This is a genomic window from Streptomyces sp. JLBT605, from assembly GCF_058215555.1.
On record NZ_CM177087.1, the window covers coordinates 4,886,326 to 4,903,004 of the forward strand.

At 72.4% G+C, this 16,679-nt stretch carries 16 protein-coding genes; 7 read left to right on the top strand and 9 right to left on the bottom strand.

What is annotated here, in order from left to right; translation table 11 throughout:
• The first annotated feature begins 242 nt into the window (after window positions 1-242).
• Entirely contained in the window at window positions 243-647 is a 405-nt protein-coding gene (locus AC4BDD_RS21265) for a hypothetical protein (protein WP_490687043.1), read from the top strand.
• Between the two features lie 215 nt (window positions 648-862).
• The gene (locus tag AC4BDD_RS21270; RefSeq protein ID WP_490687044.1) at window positions 863-3,457 is read left to right on the top strand and encodes a beta-glucosidase family protein; all 2,595 of its coding nucleotides are present in this window, start codon (window positions 863-865) and stop codon (window positions 3,455-3,457) included.
• On the opposite strand, the gene AC4BDD_RS21275 is transcribed toward AC4BDD_RS21270, so the two are convergent.
• Complete coding sequence (locus AC4BDD_RS21275; protein WP_490687045.1) at window positions 3,432-4,493, bottom strand: SGNH/GDSL hydrolase family protein; 1,062 nt, start codon at window positions 4,491-4,493, stop codon at window positions 3,432-3,434. The genes AC4BDD_RS21270 and AC4BDD_RS21275 overlap by 26 nt on opposite strands.
• A 325-nt stretch (window positions 4,494-4,818) precedes the next feature.
• Between AC4BDD_RS21275 and AC4BDD_RS21280 the strand changes: the two genes are divergently transcribed.
• Window positions 4,819-5,313 (top strand): DUF3145 domain-containing protein, encoded by a 495-nt coding sequence (locus tag AC4BDD_RS21280; protein ID WP_490687046.1) that lies wholly within the window; start codon window positions 4,819-4,821, stop codon window positions 5,311-5,313.
• A gap of 108 nt (window positions 5,314-5,421) precedes the next feature.
• Here the strand turns inward: AC4BDD_RS21280 and fabF are convergent, their stop codons facing one another.
• From fabF to AC4BDD_RS21305, 5 genes are all read right to left on the bottom strand, one after another.
• Window positions 5,422-6,684: a beta-ketoacyl-ACP synthase II gene (gene fabF / locus AC4BDD_RS21285; protein ID WP_490687047.1), complete on the bottom strand. Its 1,263-nt coding sequence runs from the start codon at window positions 6,682-6,684 to the stop codon at window positions 5,422-5,424.
• A gap of 68 nt (window positions 6,685-6,752) precedes the next feature.
• Entirely contained in the window at window positions 6,753-7,001 is a 249-nt protein-coding gene (locus tag AC4BDD_RS21290) for an acyl carrier protein (protein ID WP_490687048.1), read from the bottom strand.
• Between the two features lie 77 nt (window positions 7,002-7,078).
• On the bottom strand, window positions 7,079-8,089 hold the full coding sequence (locus AC4BDD_RS21295) for a ketoacyl-ACP synthase III (protein WP_490687049.1): 1,011 nt from the start codon (window positions 8,087-8,089) through the stop codon (window positions 7,079-7,081).
• Between the two features lie 13 nt (window positions 8,090-8,102).
• Window positions 8,103-9,056 carry an ACP S-malonyltransferase gene (locus AC4BDD_RS21300; RefSeq protein WP_490687050.1) on the bottom strand — a complete coding sequence of 318 codons (954 nt, stop codon included), beginning with the start codon at window positions 9,054-9,056 and terminating at the stop codon, window positions 8,103-8,105.
• A gap of 89 nt (window positions 9,057-9,145) precedes the next feature.
• Entirely contained in the window at window positions 9,146-10,330 is a 1,185-nt protein-coding gene (locus tag AC4BDD_RS21305) for a PucR family transcriptional regulator (RefSeq protein ID WP_490687051.1), read from the bottom strand.
• A gap of 75 nt (window positions 10,331-10,405) precedes the next feature.
• Here AC4BDD_RS21305 and AC4BDD_RS21310 point away from each other — a divergent pair, with 75 nt between their 5' ends.
• Window positions 10,406-11,083 (top strand): pirin family protein, encoded by a 678-nt coding sequence (locus AC4BDD_RS21310; protein WP_490691874.1) that lies wholly within the window; start codon window positions 10,406-10,408, stop codon window positions 11,081-11,083.
• Between the two features lie 102 nt (window positions 11,084-11,185).
• On the opposite strand, the gene AC4BDD_RS21315 is transcribed toward AC4BDD_RS21310, so the two are convergent.
• A complete protein-coding gene (locus AC4BDD_RS21315; RefSeq protein ID WP_490687052.1) occupies window positions 11,186-12,004 on the bottom strand; it encodes a serine hydrolase domain-containing protein in 819 nt (272 codons plus the stop codon).
• A 124-nt stretch (window positions 12,005-12,128) separates the two neighbouring features.
• On the opposite strand from AC4BDD_RS21315, the gene AC4BDD_RS21320 reads away from it, so the two are divergent.
• Both AC4BDD_RS21320 and AC4BDD_RS21325 read left to right on the top strand, forming a co-directional pair.
• A complete protein-coding gene (locus tag AC4BDD_RS21320; protein WP_490687053.1) occupies window positions 12,129-12,596 on the top strand; it encodes a MerR family transcriptional regulator in 468 nt (155 codons plus the stop codon).
• The gene (locus AC4BDD_RS21325) at window positions 12,593-13,615 is read left to right on the top strand and encodes an aldo/keto reductase (RefSeq protein WP_490687054.1); all 1,023 of its coding nucleotides are present in this window, start codon (window positions 12,593-12,595) and stop codon (window positions 13,613-13,615) included. Before AC4BDD_RS21320 ends, AC4BDD_RS21325 begins: the two co-directional genes overlap by 4 nt.
• Before the next feature lie 63 nt (window positions 13,616-13,678).
• On the opposite strand, the gene AC4BDD_RS21330 is transcribed toward AC4BDD_RS21325, so the two are convergent.
• Together AC4BDD_RS21330 and AC4BDD_RS21335 are read right to left on the bottom strand one after the other, a co-directional pair.
• Complete coding sequence (locus tag AC4BDD_RS21330) at window positions 13,679-14,560, bottom strand: DUF4429 domain-containing protein (RefSeq protein ID WP_490687055.1); 882 nt, start codon at window positions 14,558-14,560, stop codon at window positions 13,679-13,681.
• Between the two features lie 75 nt (window positions 14,561-14,635).
• Window positions 14,636-15,841: an alpha/beta hydrolase gene (locus AC4BDD_RS21335; RefSeq protein ID WP_490687056.1), complete on the bottom strand. Its 1,206-nt coding sequence runs from the start codon at window positions 15,839-15,841 to the stop codon at window positions 14,636-14,638.
• A 298-nt stretch (window positions 15,842-16,139) separates the two neighbouring features.
• Here AC4BDD_RS21335 and AC4BDD_RS21340 point away from each other — a divergent pair, with 298 nt between their 5' ends.
• The gene (locus AC4BDD_RS21340; RefSeq protein ID WP_490687057.1) at window positions 16,140-16,562 is read left to right on the top strand and encodes a peptidase inhibitor family I36 protein; all 423 of its coding nucleotides are present in this window, start codon (window positions 16,140-16,142) and stop codon (window positions 16,560-16,562) included.
• The last annotated feature ends 117 nt before the right edge of the window (window positions 16,563-16,679 follow it).

A 16,679-nucleotide genomic window follows, 5' to 3' on the forward strand; every position in this document is an offset into this window, starting at 1 on the left:
GCTGACGCGGCCGCGGCACAGACCGACTTCGCCTTCTCGTCGCCCCCGGACTTCGTCCGCGGCCGATCTCGCTCCGCTCGCGTCCGGAATGGCGGTTGTCGTACTGCCGGGCGCCGGTGGGCCGTTCGCCCCGCTGACACGCCACCTGGCGAGTGACAGTCCGGCCCCCGCACCCGCGGGGCCGGTATTCACATGTCCGTATGAGACCCCCACACGCAGGCATACCTCTGGAGGCACGCGCGATGCGCATCCGCTATCCCGCCGTGGTTGTTCTCGGCGCCGCCCTGCTGGCGATGGCCACGCCCGGTCTGTCGGCAGCAGCCGTCCCCGCGGCCGCGGGCAATCCCACCGCCGGCTACGACTGTTCCGACGGGGCCGTGACACAGCCCGCGCCCCTCGTCTTCGGCCCCAAGAAGTCCCGCCACGCCATCGGCGGCACCGTCCTGTACTGCAGTGACGAGGAGACCTCCCGCAAGCAGCAGAAGGACGGCACCATGGTGCTGCCGAACGGCACGAAGAGGCCGCCGCAGCCCCCCGCCGACGAGGACGGTCCGGGGCTGCGCCTCAACGAGGACACCTTCATTCCGATCCCGCTGCGCGTGCCCGAGCGGAACGGATCCCTCAACGCTTCCCTGCGCGGCTCGTAGGAGTCCCGACCGGTCAACTCCGCTCCGAAACGGTCGGGCAACCCAACGGCACCGGCAGCCCCGCGCTGCCGGTGCCGTTGGCATTCGCGTTGGCATGCGCGTTGGCGTCGGCGTCGGCATGCGCGTTGGCACCAGGCCCGTCCCGCATCTGTCGGACCGTCAGTCGACGGGTCAGGATGGACCGACCGTGCTGACCTCGACGAGGGGGTACGACTGTGACCGATGGTGCGCTCGACAAGGCCCGGCCCCAGCCCCGTATCAGCGACGACGAGATCGCGGCGGTCGTGGAGGCCGGCCTGTCCAAGCTCGATCTGGACACCAAGACCCGGCTCCTCTCCGGACAGGACATGTGGTCGCTGCCCGCCGTCCCGGAGATCGGACTGGCTTCCCTGGTCATGTCGGACGGGCCGATCGGCGTGCGCGGGGTCCGCTGGACCGCCGACGACCCCTCCGTCGCGCTGCCGAGCCCGACCGCGCTGGCCGCGACCTGGGACCGGGACCTGGCCCGCCGTGCCGGGCTGCTCCTGGCCCAGGAGGCCCGGCGCAAGGGCGTACACGTGCTGCTGGCGCCCACTGTCAACCTGCACCGCTCCCCGCTGGGCGGGCGCCACTTCGAGGCGTACAGCGAGGACCCCCTCCTGACCGGGGAGATCGGCGCGGCGTACGTCACCGGGGTCCAGCAAGGCGGCGTGGGCACGACCGTCAAGCACTTCGTCGCCAACGACGCCGAGACCGAGCGCTTCACCGTGGACAACCGGGTCGGCGCACGCGCGCTGCGCGAGCTGTACCTGGCCCCCTTCGAGACCATCGTCAAACGGGCCCGCCCCTGGGGGGTGATGGCCGCCTACAACGCGGTCAACGGCACCACCATGACCGAGCACCGGGCGCTCCAGCGGGATGTCCTGCGCGGGGAGTGGGGCTTCGACGGTGTCGTCGTCTCCGACTGGCTGGCCGCCCGGGACACCGCGCGAGCGCTGCTCGGCGGCCTCGACGTGGCGATGCCCGGCCCGCGCTCGGTGTACGGACCGGCGCTCGCCGCCGCGGTGCGGTCCGGGCAGGTCCCCGAGTCCGCTGTGGACGAGGCGGTGCGGCGGGTGCTGCGGCTCGCCGCCCGCACCGGCGCGCTGGCCGGCGCCCGCGGCCCCGCCGCCACCGACGGCGCCGGGCATCCGGCCATCGACGGCGCGGCCCTGGCGCGCGAGATCGCCTGCCGCTCCTTCGTCCTGCTGCGCAACGAGCGCCAGGCGCTGCCGATCGACCCCGGCACGGTGCGGTCTGTCGCGCTCATCGGCGGCGCCGCGCGGGAGGCCCGGGTGCTCGGCGGCGGCTCGGCCCAGGTGTTCCCGCCACACGTGGTCTCGCCCCTGGAGGGCTTGCGCGCCGCGCTGCCGGAGTCCGTCGCGCTCCACCACGCCACCGGCGCCGAGCCCTCCGGTGAACTCGGCGTGGCCGGTGCCGGATTCGAACTGCGCGCCGTGGTGCGCGACCGGGACGGCCACGTCCTGGGCGAACGGCGACTGCCCGGGGGCGAGTTGCGCTGGCTGGGCGGCGACCTGCCGGACGGCGTGGCCTTCGAGACGCTGCACACCATCGAGATCACCGGCGCCTTCACCCCGCGCGTCGGCGGTCCGCACGCCTTCGGCACCAAGGGCCTGGGCGACTTCCGGCTCACCGTCGACGGGGCGGTGCTCTACGACTGGCGGCGGCCCATGCCGTCGGCGGCACCGGGCAGCGGCGCCGACGACCCCTTCGAGGCGTTCTTCGGCTCCCCGGTGCCGCGCGGCCATGCCGAACTGACCGCCGGCCGGCCCGTCCCGGTCACCCTGAGCTGTGTCGTGGCCCGGATCGAGGACGCGCCGGTCAGGGCCGTCGGCTTCGCGCTCACGCACCGCGAGCCCGAGCGGGACCCGGACGAGCTGATCGAGGAAGCCGTCGCGGCCGCGGCGGCGGCCGATGCCGCGGTGGTCGTGGTCGCCACCACCGAGCGGGTGGAGAGCGAGGGGTTCGACCGGACCGACCTGAGGCTGCCCGGCCGCCAGGACGAGCTGGCCGCCCGGGTCGCCGCGGCCAATCCCCGTACCGTCGTGGTCGTCAACTCCGGCTCACCCGTGGAGATGCCGTGGCGCGACCGGGCGGCGGCGGTGCTGCTCAGCTGGTTCCCGGGCCAGGAGGCGGGCGCGGCGCTGGCCGATGTGCTCCTGGGCGCGGCAGAGCCCGGCGGCCGGCTGCCCACCACCTGGCCCGCCCGGCTGGCGGACGCCCCGGTCCGCCGAGTCGCACCGGAGAGCGGCCGACTCGACTACGACGAGGGGGTGTTCATCGGCTACCGGGCCTGGGAGCGGGCGGGCAGGACGCCCGCGTACTGCTTCGGCCACGGCCTGGGCTACACCGACTGGACCTACGAGAGCGCCGAGTTCGCTCCGCCGGACGACGACGGCTGCCTGGGCACGGTCACCGTCCGGATCCGTAACACCGGCACCCGCCCCGGCCGCGAGGTCGTACAGCTCTACCTCGCGGTGCCGGCCGGCGCCGGGCCGGAGCGGCCGGCACGCGCGCTGGCCGGCTTCGCCGCGGTCCACGCCCGGCCCGGCGAATCCGTCGAGGCGGCCATCCCGGTGCCGCGCCGCGCCGCCGAGTTCTGGGACGAGAGCCAACGCCCGACCGGCCGCTGGCGTTTGCTCCCCGGCCCCTACCGGGCCGAGGTGGGCCGCAGCGTCGCCGACCGCCGCCTCGCGCTCACCCTCACCCTCCCGGACCCCGCCCCCGGCGCCACGCCCGTTGACGTCAGGCCGTCGACTCCTTCCGGGTGATTTCGCGGTACGCGATGTCCGCCAGTACCCGCTGTCCCTCCTTGTTCGGGTGGAACCAGTCCCATTTGCTCAACTGGGCGGTGGTGAAGCGGTAGTTGTGCACCGCCTCGTCATACCGGCACAGACGGTCCCGCGCGCAGACGTCCTTGAGCACGGTGTTGTACGCGACGACGCGGTCCGCGACCTGACGGCGTCGTTCCACGGCGGCCGGGTTGGTGGAGTCGGCGTCTTTCAGCATCGAAGGGCAGATCCCCAGCCGCCAGATCGTCTTCCCCAGCGGGTTCTTCCGGCCCTGAGACCACAGCCGCTCCAGGTCGGGAACGCTCGCCACATAGATCTGGGTCCGGGGCAGCGAGCGGCGCAGCGAGGCCAGGGACGCGGTGAAGTCGGCGCGGAAGTCGGTGACCGGAGTCATGTCGTCCACCGAAGGCCGGCAGGCGTCGTTGGCCCCGATGAGCACCGTGACCAGGTCCGGCTTGTGCGCCACCGCCTGCCGCAGCTGCCCGGGCAGGTCCGACATCAGCGCCCCGGTCTCGGCGAAGTTCCAGCTCTTCCCGCCCTTCCCGGCGCCCTCGGTGGTGGCGGGCGGCAGCAGCCGGCGGGCCAGGCTGTCCACCTCGGTACCGGTCGACCAGGAAGCCTCGGGGCAGTCGGAGAGGACCGAACAGGCGTCGAAGCCACGGCTGATGGAGTCGCCGACGGAGGCGATGGAGGCGGGCTGGGTGTTCCACGCCGGCCCGGGCCGGCCGGCCGGGCGCTCCGGGGCCCGCTGCCCCTGCTCCGCGTGGTCGCCGTCGGAGCCGCTGCTGCAACCGGCCAGCAGCGCGGCGGCGGACAGCAGCGCCACCGCGGCGCGCGCACCGGCCGGAGCCCTGCTGACCAGGACGGCCGGGGTGCGCGCGGTCGGCTGCCCGGTGGCGGACGTGGCGGCCGTGGTGGTCGTGGCGGCCGCGGTCGTCCGGGTGGTGGCGGTCGTGGTCCTGGTGCCCGTCGTGGTCGGATATCGGCGCTTGGCGCGCCGGCCTGAGCCCCGCATGGCTGTTCCCCCTCCGACTGATGGGTGATATCTATCCAGGACCGACGGTACGTCACTCCGCCCTGTACGCCGCGCGGTAGCTTTTCCTCGTGCCAGTTGGGTCCCCGGTCCAGCGGGGGGTGTCGTCCGACGCCGAAGCATCACAACGCGTCACCTCCTGTCCCTTTTGTGGAGAATTTAGCTCAGTGGTGTTTACTTCATGTAACCTCGGGAGCTGGTGCAGGCATGATCAGTGGGGCAGAATGTCGGTTGCTGTCCCGGACGTGACCGGTATGGGCACGAGGCCGCTGGGGAAGGCGAACCTCGAACCGCACTGGAGGTCCCGGTGACGACACGTGGAGTTCTGTACGTGCACTCCGCCCCGCGCGCGCTGTGCCCGCACGTCGAATGGGCCATCGCGGGCGTCCTCGGCGTGCGCGTCACCCTCGATTGGATCAAACAGCCCGCGGCACCGGGCACCTGGCGGGCCGAATTCTCCTGGCAGGGCCAGATCGGCACGGCCTCCAAGCTCGCCTCCGCGCTGCGCGGCTGGCATCTGCTGCGCTTCGAGGTGACCGCCGAGCCGTGCGCCAACGCCGAGGGCGAGCGCTACAGCTCCACCCCCGAGCTCGGCATCTTCCACGCCGTCACCGGCATCCACGGCGACATCCTCATCCCCGAGGACCGGCTGCGCGCCGCGCTGGCCCGATCCGCCCGCGGCGAGACCGAGCTGGCCGCCGAGGTCGCCAAACTGCTCGGCAAGCCCTGGGATGACGAGCTGGAACCCTTCCGCTACGCGGGCGAGGGCGCGCCCGTCCGCTGGCTGCACCAGGTCGTCTGACCGGCTGACGCCCCCTCAACCGGCTCCACGAGAAACCGGCGGCACGAGAAAACGGCCCGTCCCCGGCGATGCCGGGGACGGGCCGTTCACAGACCGCAGATGTGCCGGTCAGACCGTGCGGAAGGCCAGCACGACGTTGTGACCGCCGAAGCCGAAGGAGTCGTTCAGCACCGCGATCGTGCCCTGCGGCAGATCACGGGGCTTGTCGCGCACGACGTCCGCGTCCGCCTCCGGGTCGAGGTTCTCGATGTTGATGGTCGGCGGGGCGATCCGGTGGTGGAGGGCCAGCACCGACGCCACCGTCTCCACACCGCCCGCGCCGCCGAGCAGATGACCGGTCATGGACTTGGTGGCGGAGAGCGCCATGTGGTCCACGTCGTCACCGAAGACCTTGCGGAGTGCCTTGATCTCCGCGATGTCGCCCTGCGGGGTCGAGGTCGCGTGCGCGTTGACGTGCGCGATCTCGGCGGGCTTCAGGTCCGTGGAGGCGACCAGGTTCTGCAGCGCGTGCGCGATGCCGTTGCCGGACGGCTCGGGCTGCGTGATGTGGTGCGCGTCGGCCGACACGCCCTGACCGACGGCCTCGGCGTAGATCCGGGCGCCGCGCCGCTGCGCGTGCTCCGCGGACTCCAGCACGATCATGCCCGAGCCCTCGCCGAGCACGAAGCCGTTCCGGGTGACGTCGTAGGGGCGGGAAGCGCCCTGCGGGTCGTCGTTGTCCTTGGACATCGCCATCATGTTGCCGAAGGCGGCGATGGGCAGCGGGTGGATCGCCGCCTCGGTGCCGCCCGCCACGACCACATCGGCGCGACCGGTGCGGATCATCTCGATGGCGTAGCCGATGGCCTCCGCGCCCGAGGCGCAGGCGCTGACCGGGGTGTGCACACCCGCGCGGGCGCCGACCTCCAGGCCGACGTTGGCCGCCGGGCTGTTGGGCATCAGCATCGGCACGGTGTGCGGGGACACCTTGCGGGCCCCCTTCTCGCGCAGCACGTCGTACTGGTCGAGCAGCGTGGTGACGCCGCCGATACCGGAGGCGACCACGGCGCCCAGCCGGTCCGGGTCGACCGAGGAGTCCTCGCCGGCCTTGCCGGTGAAGCCCGCGTCGGCCCACGCCTCGCGGGCCGCGATCAGCGCGAACTGCGCCGAGCGGTCCAGCTTGCGGGCCTGCGGCCGCGGAATGATCTCGGCCGGCTCGACCGCGATCCGCGCGGCGATACGGACCGGCAGCTCGGCTGCCCAGTCCTCTTGGAGGAGGCCGACACCGGAGTGTCCGGCGAGAAGGGCCTCCCAGGTCGATGCGCTGTCGCCACCCAGCGGTGTGGTTGCGCCGATACCGGTGACGACCACGGTGTGATTGGTCGAGTTCACAGGAATTCTTACTCCACTGATAGAGGGGGCTGTACCCGCCACCGCTCGGGTGGCGACAAGCGCTCGGCTCAGGCCTGGTTGTCCAGGATGTAGTTGGTCGCGTCGCCGACGGTCTTGAGGTTCTTGACGTCGTCGTCCGGGATCTTCACGTCGAAGCGCTCCTCGGCGGCGACGACGACCTCGACCATGGACAGCGAGTCGACGTCCAGGTCGTCGGTGAAGGACTTGTCCAGCTTGACGTCCTCGACCGGGATGCCCGCGATCTCGTTGACGATCTCCGCGAGACCCTTGACGATCTCTTCCTGCGTGGCGGCCATTGTGCGGCGCTCCTTCTTCGGTGGTGTTGCGATGGAGTACGCAGCGTCCGGCGGTGCCGGGCTGCGTGGGATCTTGCCTAGGGGAGAGTAACGACCGTCGCGGCGTAGACGAGCCCCGCCCCGAAGCCGATGACGAGCGCGGTGTCACCGCTCTTCGCCTGCCCGGTCGCCAACAGCCGCTCCATGGCGAGCGGAATGGAGGCTGCCGAGGTGTTGCCGGTCGTCTCCACGTCACGGGCGACCGTGACGTGCTCCGGCAGCTTGAGGGTTTTGATCATCGAGTCGATGATCCGCATGTTGGCCTGGTGCGGGATGAAGACGTCCAGGTCCGCCGCGGCGACCCCGGCCTCGTCCAGCGCCTGCTGGGCGATCTTCGCCATCTCGAAGACGGCCCAGCGGAAGACCGCCTGGCCCTCCTGGGTGATGGCCGGGTACCGCACCTCGCCGGCCGAGGCGTCGCGGTACACGTCCCACGGCAGCGTCTGCATGATCGTGTCGGCCTTGTCGCCCTCCGAGCCCCAGACCGTGGGGCCGATGGCCGGCTCCTTGGACGGGCCGACGACGACCGCGCCGGCGCCGTCACCGAAGAGGAACGCGGTGGCCCGGTCCGTCAGGTCGGTGAGGTCCGAGAGCCGCTCGACGCCGATGACCAGCACGTACTCGGCGCTGCCCTCCACCACCATGCCCTTGGCCAGGGTGAGGGCGTAGCCGAAGCCCGCGCACCCGGCCGAGATGTCGAAGGCGGCCGGCTTGCCGGCGCCGATCAGGTGCGCGATCTCGGTGGCGATCGCCGGGGTCTGCTTGAAGTGCGAGACGGTCGAGACGATCACGGCCCCGATCTGCTCGGGAGTGATCCCGGCGTCGGCGATGGCCTTGCCACCGGCCTCCACCGACATCGAGGCGACCGTCTCGTCCGGGCCCGCCCAGTGCCGGGTGGCGATGCCGGACCGGCTGCGGATCCACTCGTCGGACGAGTCGATGTGCTTGAGGATCTCCTCGTTCGGCACCACGCGAGTGGGCCGGTAGCCGCCGACGCCGAGGATCCGCGCGTACGGTGCGCCCTTGCTGGGCTTGATCTTCGCGGTCATGCTCTGCTGGCTCCTATTCGGCCGGGTACTCGGCGGCGGGAGAGTCGGCGTGCTCGGCGATCAGGGCGCGGGCGGCGTCCAGGTCCTCCGGCGTCTTCAGCGCGACGGTCTTCACGTCCGGCAGGGCCCGCTTGGCGATACCGGCCAGCGTCCCGCCCGGCGTCAGCTCGATCATCGCCGTGACACCCAGCTGCTGGAACCGCTCCATGCACAGGTCCCAGCGCACCGGGTTGGACACCTGGGTGACCAGGCGCCGGATGAGATCGGCGCCGTCCGCCACGACCTCGCCGTCCTGGTTGGAGACGAACGGCAGCCGCGGGTCGGCGACCTCAAGGCCCTCGGTCGCCGCCTCCAGAGCGGCCACCGCCGGAGCCATGTGGTGGGTGTGGAAGGCGCCCGCGACCTGCAGCGGGACCACCCGCCGGGTGCCCTCCGGCTTGTCCTCGGCCAGCGCCGCCAGCTGCTCGGCGGTGCCCGCGGCCACGATCTGGCCGGCGCCGTTGACGTTCGCCGGGGTCAGGCCCAGCTTCTCCAGGTGCGGCAGCACGGCCTCCGGCTCGCCGCCCAGCAGGGCCGCCATGCCGGTCTCGGTGACCGCGGCGGCCTCGGCCATCGCCAGTCCGCGCTTGCGGACCAGCCGCAGCGCGGCCTCGCAGCTCAGCGCGCCCGACGCGGCGGAGGCGGTGAGCTCGCCGACGCTGTGGCCCGCCACGGCGTCGAAGCCGCCGCTCAGGCCGGAGCCCAGCAGCGCCTGCGCGGAGACCAGGCCGGCGGCCACCAGCAGCGGCTGGGCGACGGCGGTGTCCCGGATCTCCTCCTCATCAGCCTCGGTGCCGTAGCGGATCAGATCCAGGTCGATGGCGTCCGACCACTCGCGGAGCCGGTCTTCGACACAGGGGAGTTCGAGCCAGGGGGACAGGAAGCCGGGCTTCTGGGCGCCTTGGCCGGGAGCGACGAGTACGAGCACTCTCACACTCTCTCTTGTGGGGGGTCCGGCCCGCCCGTGAGGACAGGGACGAAGAACCGTGGAGGGAATTGTTGGTGTCCGACAAAAGCCTAGCTCTGTGTGTCCCCAGCACTGAGGCGGCCCAGGATCAGGGCAATGCGGAGAGTGAAGGCGGAGCGGACATCGGAGGGTGACCATCCGGTGACGTCGGTCACACGTCGCAGCCGGTAGCGCACGGTGTTCGGGTGGACGAAGAGCATTCTCGCCGCGCCCTCCAGGCTGCTCGCCTGCTCCAGGTAGACGCTGAGCGTTTCCAGGAGCGCCGAGCCCGCTTCCTCCAGCGGTCTGTAGATCTCCTCCACCAACTGCTCGCGCGCGGCAGGGTCTCCCGCCATCGCGCGCTCGGGCAGCAGATCGTCCGCGAGCACCGGCCGGGGGGCGTCCGGCCAGGCCGCGCAGGCCTTCAGCCCGGCGGCCGCGGCGGCCGCGGACCGGGTCGCGGCCAGCAGATCCGAGACCACCGGGCCGGCCACCACCGCGCCCGCGGCGAACGGTCCGATCAGCGCCTTCGCGGTGTGCAGCGGATTGTCCGAGCCGCCCGCGATGACCACCAGCCGGTCGCCCAGCACCCCGGTGAGCACCTGGAGCTTGGCATGCCGCGCCGCCCGCCGGATCGCCTCCACCGTCAGCTCGCTGTCGCCGTCCGGCGCCGTGCCCAGCACCACGATGACGTGCTCGGGCGAGTTCCAGCCCAGCGCCGCGGCCCGCGACAGCGCGCCCTCGTCCGCCTCGCCGGAGAGCACCGCGTTGACCACCAGCGACTCCAGCCGGGCGTCCCAGGCGCCGCGCGCCTCGGCCGCCTGCGCGTACACCTGGGCGGTGGCGAAGGCGATCTCCCGGGCGTACACCAGCAGCGCCTCGCGCAGCACCGACTCGTCGCCCGGCGCCGCCACCTCGTCGATCGCCGACTCCATGACCTCGATGGTCGTGCGGACCATCTCCACGGTCTGCCGGAGCGTGATGGCCCGGGTCAGCTCGCGCGGAGCGGTGCCGAAGACATCGGTACTGATCGCCTGCGGGGCTTCCGGATGCCGGAACCACTCGGTGAACGCCGCGATACCCGCCTGGGCGACCAACCCGATCCAGGAACGGTTCTCCGGCGGCATGGCGCGGTACCACGGGAGCTGCTCGTCCATCCGGGCGATGGCTCTGGCGGCCAGCTTCCCGGATGACTTCTCCAGGCGGCGCAGGGTCGCGGAGTGCGGGTGGGTGTTCTTCGGCGCGGGTTCAGGCACGAGGACAAGCCTGCCTTATCGGAAGGCATGCTCGTGGGGTGCCCCGGGACGCGGGCGACTACCGTGGGCCCCGTGATGTGGGTTCAGCGGGCCGCCGAGCGCTTCCGGGGCGGCGACGACGCGGGGGTCGACACCCGCCATGCCTTCTCCTTCTCGGGCTTCTACGACCCGGACAACGTGCGGTTCGGGGCGCTCTTCGCGTGCAACGAGGAGCGGCTCGCGCCCGGCGCCGGATTCCATGAGCATCCGCACCGCGACATGGAGATCGTCAGCTGGGTCGTTGAGGGGGAACTCACACACGAGGACTCCACCGGGCAGCGCACGGTGGTCCGGCCCGGGGATGTGCAGCGGCTCAGCGCGGGCAGCGGCGTCCGGCACGTGGAGCGGAACGCCGGCGGCGTCCCGCTGCGGTTCGTGCAGATGTGGCTGACCCCGGCCGAGATCGGCGGCCGGCCCGAGTACGAGGTGGTGCGCGGCATCGCCGACACCGCCCCCTACGCCCTGGGGCGGGCCGGCGCGGTGCTGCATGTGCGCCGCCCGGCCGCGGGCGAGCGGACCCAGCTGCCGGACGCGCCCTGGCTCTACCTGCACGTGGTACGTGGCGCCGTGGACATCGCCGAGGACACCGCCGGTGAGCGGCTCGGGCCCGGGGACGCGGCCCGGATCACCGACGCGGTGGGGGTGACCGCCACCGCGGTGGGCGCGGCGGAGTTCCTGGTGTGGGAGATGCACGTGGAGCCGGTCTACGGCTGAGAGCGGCCCCGAGGCTCCGCGGCCCCGAGGCTCCGCGGCCCCGAGGCTCCGCGGCCCCGGGGCCCGCGGCCTGGGGCTTGGCGACCCCGCGGTCCGGGGGAGCTACCCGGCGCGGAGTTCGGCCAGGACCGCGTCCGTGAGCTGCGGCCAGACCTCGATCGCCCAGGGGCCGAACGCCCGGTCCGTCAGCGCCACACAGGCCGCGCCCGCACCCGGGTCGACCCAGAGGAACGTCCCGGACTGCCCGAAATGCCCGTACGTGCGGGGCGAGGAGGAACTGCCCGTCCAGTGCGGCGTCTTGGCGCCCCGGATCTCGAAACCCAGCCCCCAGTCGTTCGGCTTCTGGTTCCCGTAGCCCGGCAGCACTCCGCTGAGCCCGGGGAAGACCACCGAGGTCGCCTCGGCGACGGTCTGCGGCGCCAGCAGCCGCGGCGCCTGCAACTCCGCCGCGAAACGGGCCAGATCGGCCACCGTGGAGACGGCGTCCTTCGCGGGCGAACCCGCCAGCTCGGTCGACGCCATCCCCAGCGGCTGGAGCACCGCCTCGTGCAGATACTCCGCGAAGGCGATGTCCGTCGCCTTCGCGATGTGGTCGCCGAGCACCTCGAAGCCCGCGTTGGAGTAGATCCGGCGGGTGCCCGGCGCGGCCATCACCCGGTGCTCGTCGAAGGCGAGCCCGGAGGTGTGCGCCAGCAGGTGCCGCACCGTGGAACCGTCCGGCCCGGCCGGCTCGTCCAGCTCGACCGCGCCCTCCTCGACGGCCACCAGCGCGGCGTAGGCGGCCAGCGGCTTGGTGACCGACGCCAGCGGGAAGCGGTGATCGACGGGACCGTACGATCCGGCGACGGTGCCGTCCGCCGTCACCACGGCCGCGGCCGCCGTCGGGACCGGCCAGTTCTCGATCATCCGCAGGCTCTCCATGGGCATGAGCCTAACCGCTGCAAGAGACGGTCAAATATTCGGCTTGCTTGGAGTGCACTCCAACTCTCTAGCGTTGATCGAAGTCGTGAGGGACCAAGACCCGCAGTCGCGAAGGGGGAACGGTATGACCGTGCTGGAGAGTCCATCGGTGCCACTGGCGCTGTGCCTGACGACGGTCCCCTACCCCCGGCCCACCGGAGAGGACCGGTACACCATCGGCGAGGTCGCCGAGCACACCGGACTGTCCGCCCACACCCTGCGCTGGTACGAGCGCATCGGGCTGCTGTCGCAGGTGGACCGCACCCACACCGGTCAGCGCCGCTTCACCAACCGGGACCTGGACTGGCTGGCCCTGGTGAGCAAGCTCCGGGTGACCGGCATGCCGGTCGCGGACATGATCCGCTACGCCGAGCTGGCGCGGCAGGGGCCGAGCACCTTCGCCGCCCGCGAGGAGCTGCTGACCCGGCACCGCGAGGAGGTGCGGCGGCGGATCGCCGAGCTCCAGGACACGCTCGAGGTCCTCGACTACAAGATCGGAATCTACGCCGACGCCCGCCCGGGCGGCGGAGAGAGCCTGAGGCACAGCGGATGACCGGAATCACCCAGAAGATCGCGACCGCCCCGCTCGGTACGGGCGGCCCGGAGGTAGGCATACAGGGCCTGGGCTGCATGGGCATGGCGCATGCCTACGGGCCGACGGACGAGAAGGAGGCGCGCGCCACCCTGGAGCACGCCCTGGAACTGGGCGTCACGCTCTTCGACACCGCCGACATCTACGGCTTCGGCCGCAACGAGGAGTTCATCGCCCCGTTCGTCCGGGCCCACCGCGACGAGCTGGTGCTGGCCACCAAGTTCGGCATCGTGCGGCGCGAGGACGACCCGTCCTACCAGGAGATCCGCAATGACCGCGACTACATCCGGCAGTCCATCGAGGGCAGCCTGCGGCGGCTGGGCACCGACCACGTCGACCTGTACTACATGCACCGCCGCAACCTCGACGTGCCGATCGAGGAGACGGTCGGCGCGATGGCCGAGCTGGTCGCCGAGGGCAAGGTCCGCCACCTGGGGCTGAGCGAGGTCTCCGGCGGCGAGCTGCGCGCGGCGCAGGCCGTGCACCCGATCGCGGCGGTGCAGTCCGAGTGGTCGCTGTTCAGCCGGGACGTCGAGGTCAACGTGGTGGCCGCCGCCCAGGAGCTGGGCATCGCCTTCGTCCCGTACTCCCCGCTCGGCCGGGGCTTCCTGACCGGCGCGTTCGTCCAGGCCGACCAGGAGCTGGGAGCGGACGACTGGCGGCGCACCCAGCCGCGCTTCACCGGCGAGAACGCCGCCGCCAACGCCGCCCTGCTGGCCCCGGTCCGGCAGATCGCCGAGGCCCGTGAGGCCTCTCCGGCGCAGATCGCGCTGGCCTGGGTGCAGCAGCGGGCCGAGGCGCACGGGCTGACCGTGATCCCGATCCCGGGCACCCGTAAGCGCTCCCGGTTGGAGGAGAACACCGCGGCCACCCGGCTGCGGCTGAGCGAGGAGGAGCTGGCCCTGCTGGAGCCGATCGCCGCCCAGGTCGCCGGCGGCCGCTACGCCGACATGGGCTTCACCTCGGCGGGCCGTGCTTAGAAACAATCAGCCCCTCCGGCGATTGAGGAGCGGGGGCCCGGGGGCGGAGCCCCCGGAAGGAAATCAGAACTCGGCGAGCAGCTCCGCCTTCTTCGCGGTGAACTCCCCGTCCGTCAGCAGCCCCGCCGCGTGCAGCTCGCCCAGCTGCCGGATCCGGTCGGCGATGTCCGCCGGATCCCGGCGGGCCGCCGGGACGGACCGCTTGGGCGAGTGCTCGCGGGAGTCGGCCGCGGTCGTGGACCCGGCGGCCCGCACCGCCGCCAGCACCGACGCGGCGAACGGCAGCGACTCGTGCACCAGGCCGTATCCCATGCCGAAGACCACGGCGGCCGGGTCCTGGTCGGCCGCGCCCGGCCGCTCGTCGCCCGCCCGGTCCAGCAGCCGCAGATAGCCGTCGAAGACCTCCGGGGAGCGCCACTCGACGCCGCTCAGCTCCTCGACCGCGAACCGCTGGTCCCCGGCCTTCCACTTCGCCGACGAGGCGCCGGTCCAGAACCACCGGAAGGCCACCGAGGTGCCGTCGAAGGACGCCTTGCCGTCGTACGCCTTGAAGGCCAGCGGCGGCTCCGGCGCGGCCACCAGGTAATCCTCGGCGGGGCGGTCGGCGTCCGGGCCGAGCGCCCCTCGTATCTCGTCGGCGTAGTACTCGGCGAGCACCTCCCGCTCGGCCGGCAGCACCAGCCGGTACGGGTCGTAGCCCTCCTTGAGCTGCCCGTCGGCGGCGTCCATCAGCGGATCGGCGCCGGGCCGGGGTACGGCACGCAGCACCACCGTTCCGCGCTTGCCGGGGGAGAGCTCCACGGCGGACAGCGCCTCGTAAGGGATGCGGCGTTCACCGAGAGCCTGAAGCAGTTTCGGCGTACGAATCCCCCGTTCGAAGCGGATGAGCACGGAGTCGGTGTCGAACTCCCAGACGGTGTGAAAACCGGCCAGCACATCACCCATGCGGCTCATCGTATGCGGCGGTGGCCCGCCCGTCCCCCTCCGGTGGGCTACGCGCGTCAAACCCGCATCCGGCGGTCAGGCCGCCGCGGCGGTGCAGTCGGCCTCATCGGCGCAGGTCACCGAGGAGACAGCGCCGGTGCCGATCTTCGCGAAGTTCAGCACGCTCTCGGTGCCGGGCACGAAATACCCCGAGTGTCCCTCCGCCCGAGCGGCGGAGAGCCGGCGCGCGCCGAAGCCCTCGGCCACCGGGTCGGCGCCGTGCCCGAGAGCCCCCAGCTCCAGATTGGGCACGTCCTCGATCCAGTCGTCCTCGTCGCGCATCGCCCACACCCGGGCCGTGGTGCCCAGCTCGGAGACATGGCCCGCGCGCATCCCCGGGCTGCCCGCCACGGCGATGTCGGTGACCTTCGGGGACAGGTCGCGGGCGGCGATGCCGCACAGCACCGAGCCGTAGCTGTGGCACACCAGGGAGACCTCGGACCGCTCGGGCAGTCCCTTGACGAAGGCCCGCAGCCGCAGCGCGCCCTCGGCGGCGAGCTTGCCGGTGGCGGCGTCCAGTCCGGTGCCGACCGGCGTGGTGTAGTCGGCCCAGGCGATGACCGCGTTGGCGCCGCCCGGCGCCAGGGACCGCTCGGTGCGGTAGATCGACTGCGCCATGCCGACCGGCGCGGAGTAGCGGCGCGCGGTCCTCTCGAAGGTCAGGACGTTGGTGTCCACCCCGGGCACCACGATCGCCACCCGGCGGGCGTGCTCCAGATCGCCGAAGACCTCGGCAGCCCGGCCCTGGCCGGCCGGGTCGAAGGCGATGATCCGGCGGTCCCCGCGCAGCATCGACTCGTACCGGTGCATCCGCCGTCCCGCGTCCTGCCGGCCGTACGGCGAGAGTGAACTGTCGTGCGTGCGCCGCCGCTCGACTTCCCGGGCGCGGATCAGCGCGAGCCGGTTGGCCCGGTAACGCAGGCGCGGCGGCGCGCCGTTGAGGTTGCCGACGACCAGCGGATAGCGGGTGGTGAGATCGACGCGCTGCTTCTCGGTCAACGAGTCGAAGAAGCGGGCCAGGCGCTGGGGCGCGGCGTACGGGTCGGGGAGCGGGTGCCCGCCGATCTTCCCCTTCTGCCAGGCGGACAGCGCCTGGGCGCGCGGATCCATGTCCCCTCTGTGGTCCCGGATCGCCGTCCAGCCGGAGATGGCGAGCAGCGTGAACACCACCGCGAGCGCGAGCAGCGTGCGCCAGACGGTGGTGGTGGAGGGAGTGGAGCCGAGCTCCGGGAAGGTGTTCACCGCGGGACACCCTAGGAGACGCGAGGGCTAACCCGCCAAACGGGTGATTCATGTCACGTTTGCAAGCGGTTAATTGCCGTTGCTCATCGTGATGTGGGTGATTTAGCCCGGCATTTCGGCGATACGGGACCTGCCCGCTGGTGAGCGATCCCACACCCGTCCCCGCGCCACCACCTATCAGGGTGGCCGTGATCGACACCCCTTGAGGCGGCCGAAGGGCCTGGCCACGCTGGCGGAGACCACACCGACGCGCCCACCACGGCGCCGTCGAAGACATCCGACACGGGGGAGAGCCCTGATGCGTGCCGTCTCCATCACCACGATCACCACCGTGGCCGCCGCCACCGTCCTGGCCGCCGCCACCGCCGCGCTCGCTCCGGCCGGCGCCACCGCGGCACCGCCCACCCGGGGCCCGGCGGCCGCCGCACCACCACCGACCAGGCTCGGCCAGTGCGCCACCGGGCAGCTCTGCCTGTGGCGCACCACGGGCTTCCGCGGCACGCCCCGCACCCACGAGCTGTCCGGCACCGACCTGGAAAGCTGCGTGGCGCTGCCGCGCCGCGCCACCGCCGCCTCCCTGGCCAACCGCACCGGGCGCCCCGTCACCACCTACCAGAGCGCCGAATGCGCGGAGACCGGCGAATACGACACCTACCCCTCCGGTTCCTGGGCGCCGGAGTCCCCCTACCAGGTCCGAGCCTTCAAGATCTGGGAAAGCTGAAGAAATCAAGCCTCTCCGGCGATTGAGGAGCGGGGTCCGGGGCAGCGCCCCGGCGAAGGCCGCCGCGCGGCAAACGGCTGGGCCCGGACCGCATCGCGGTCCGGGCCCAGCCTCCGT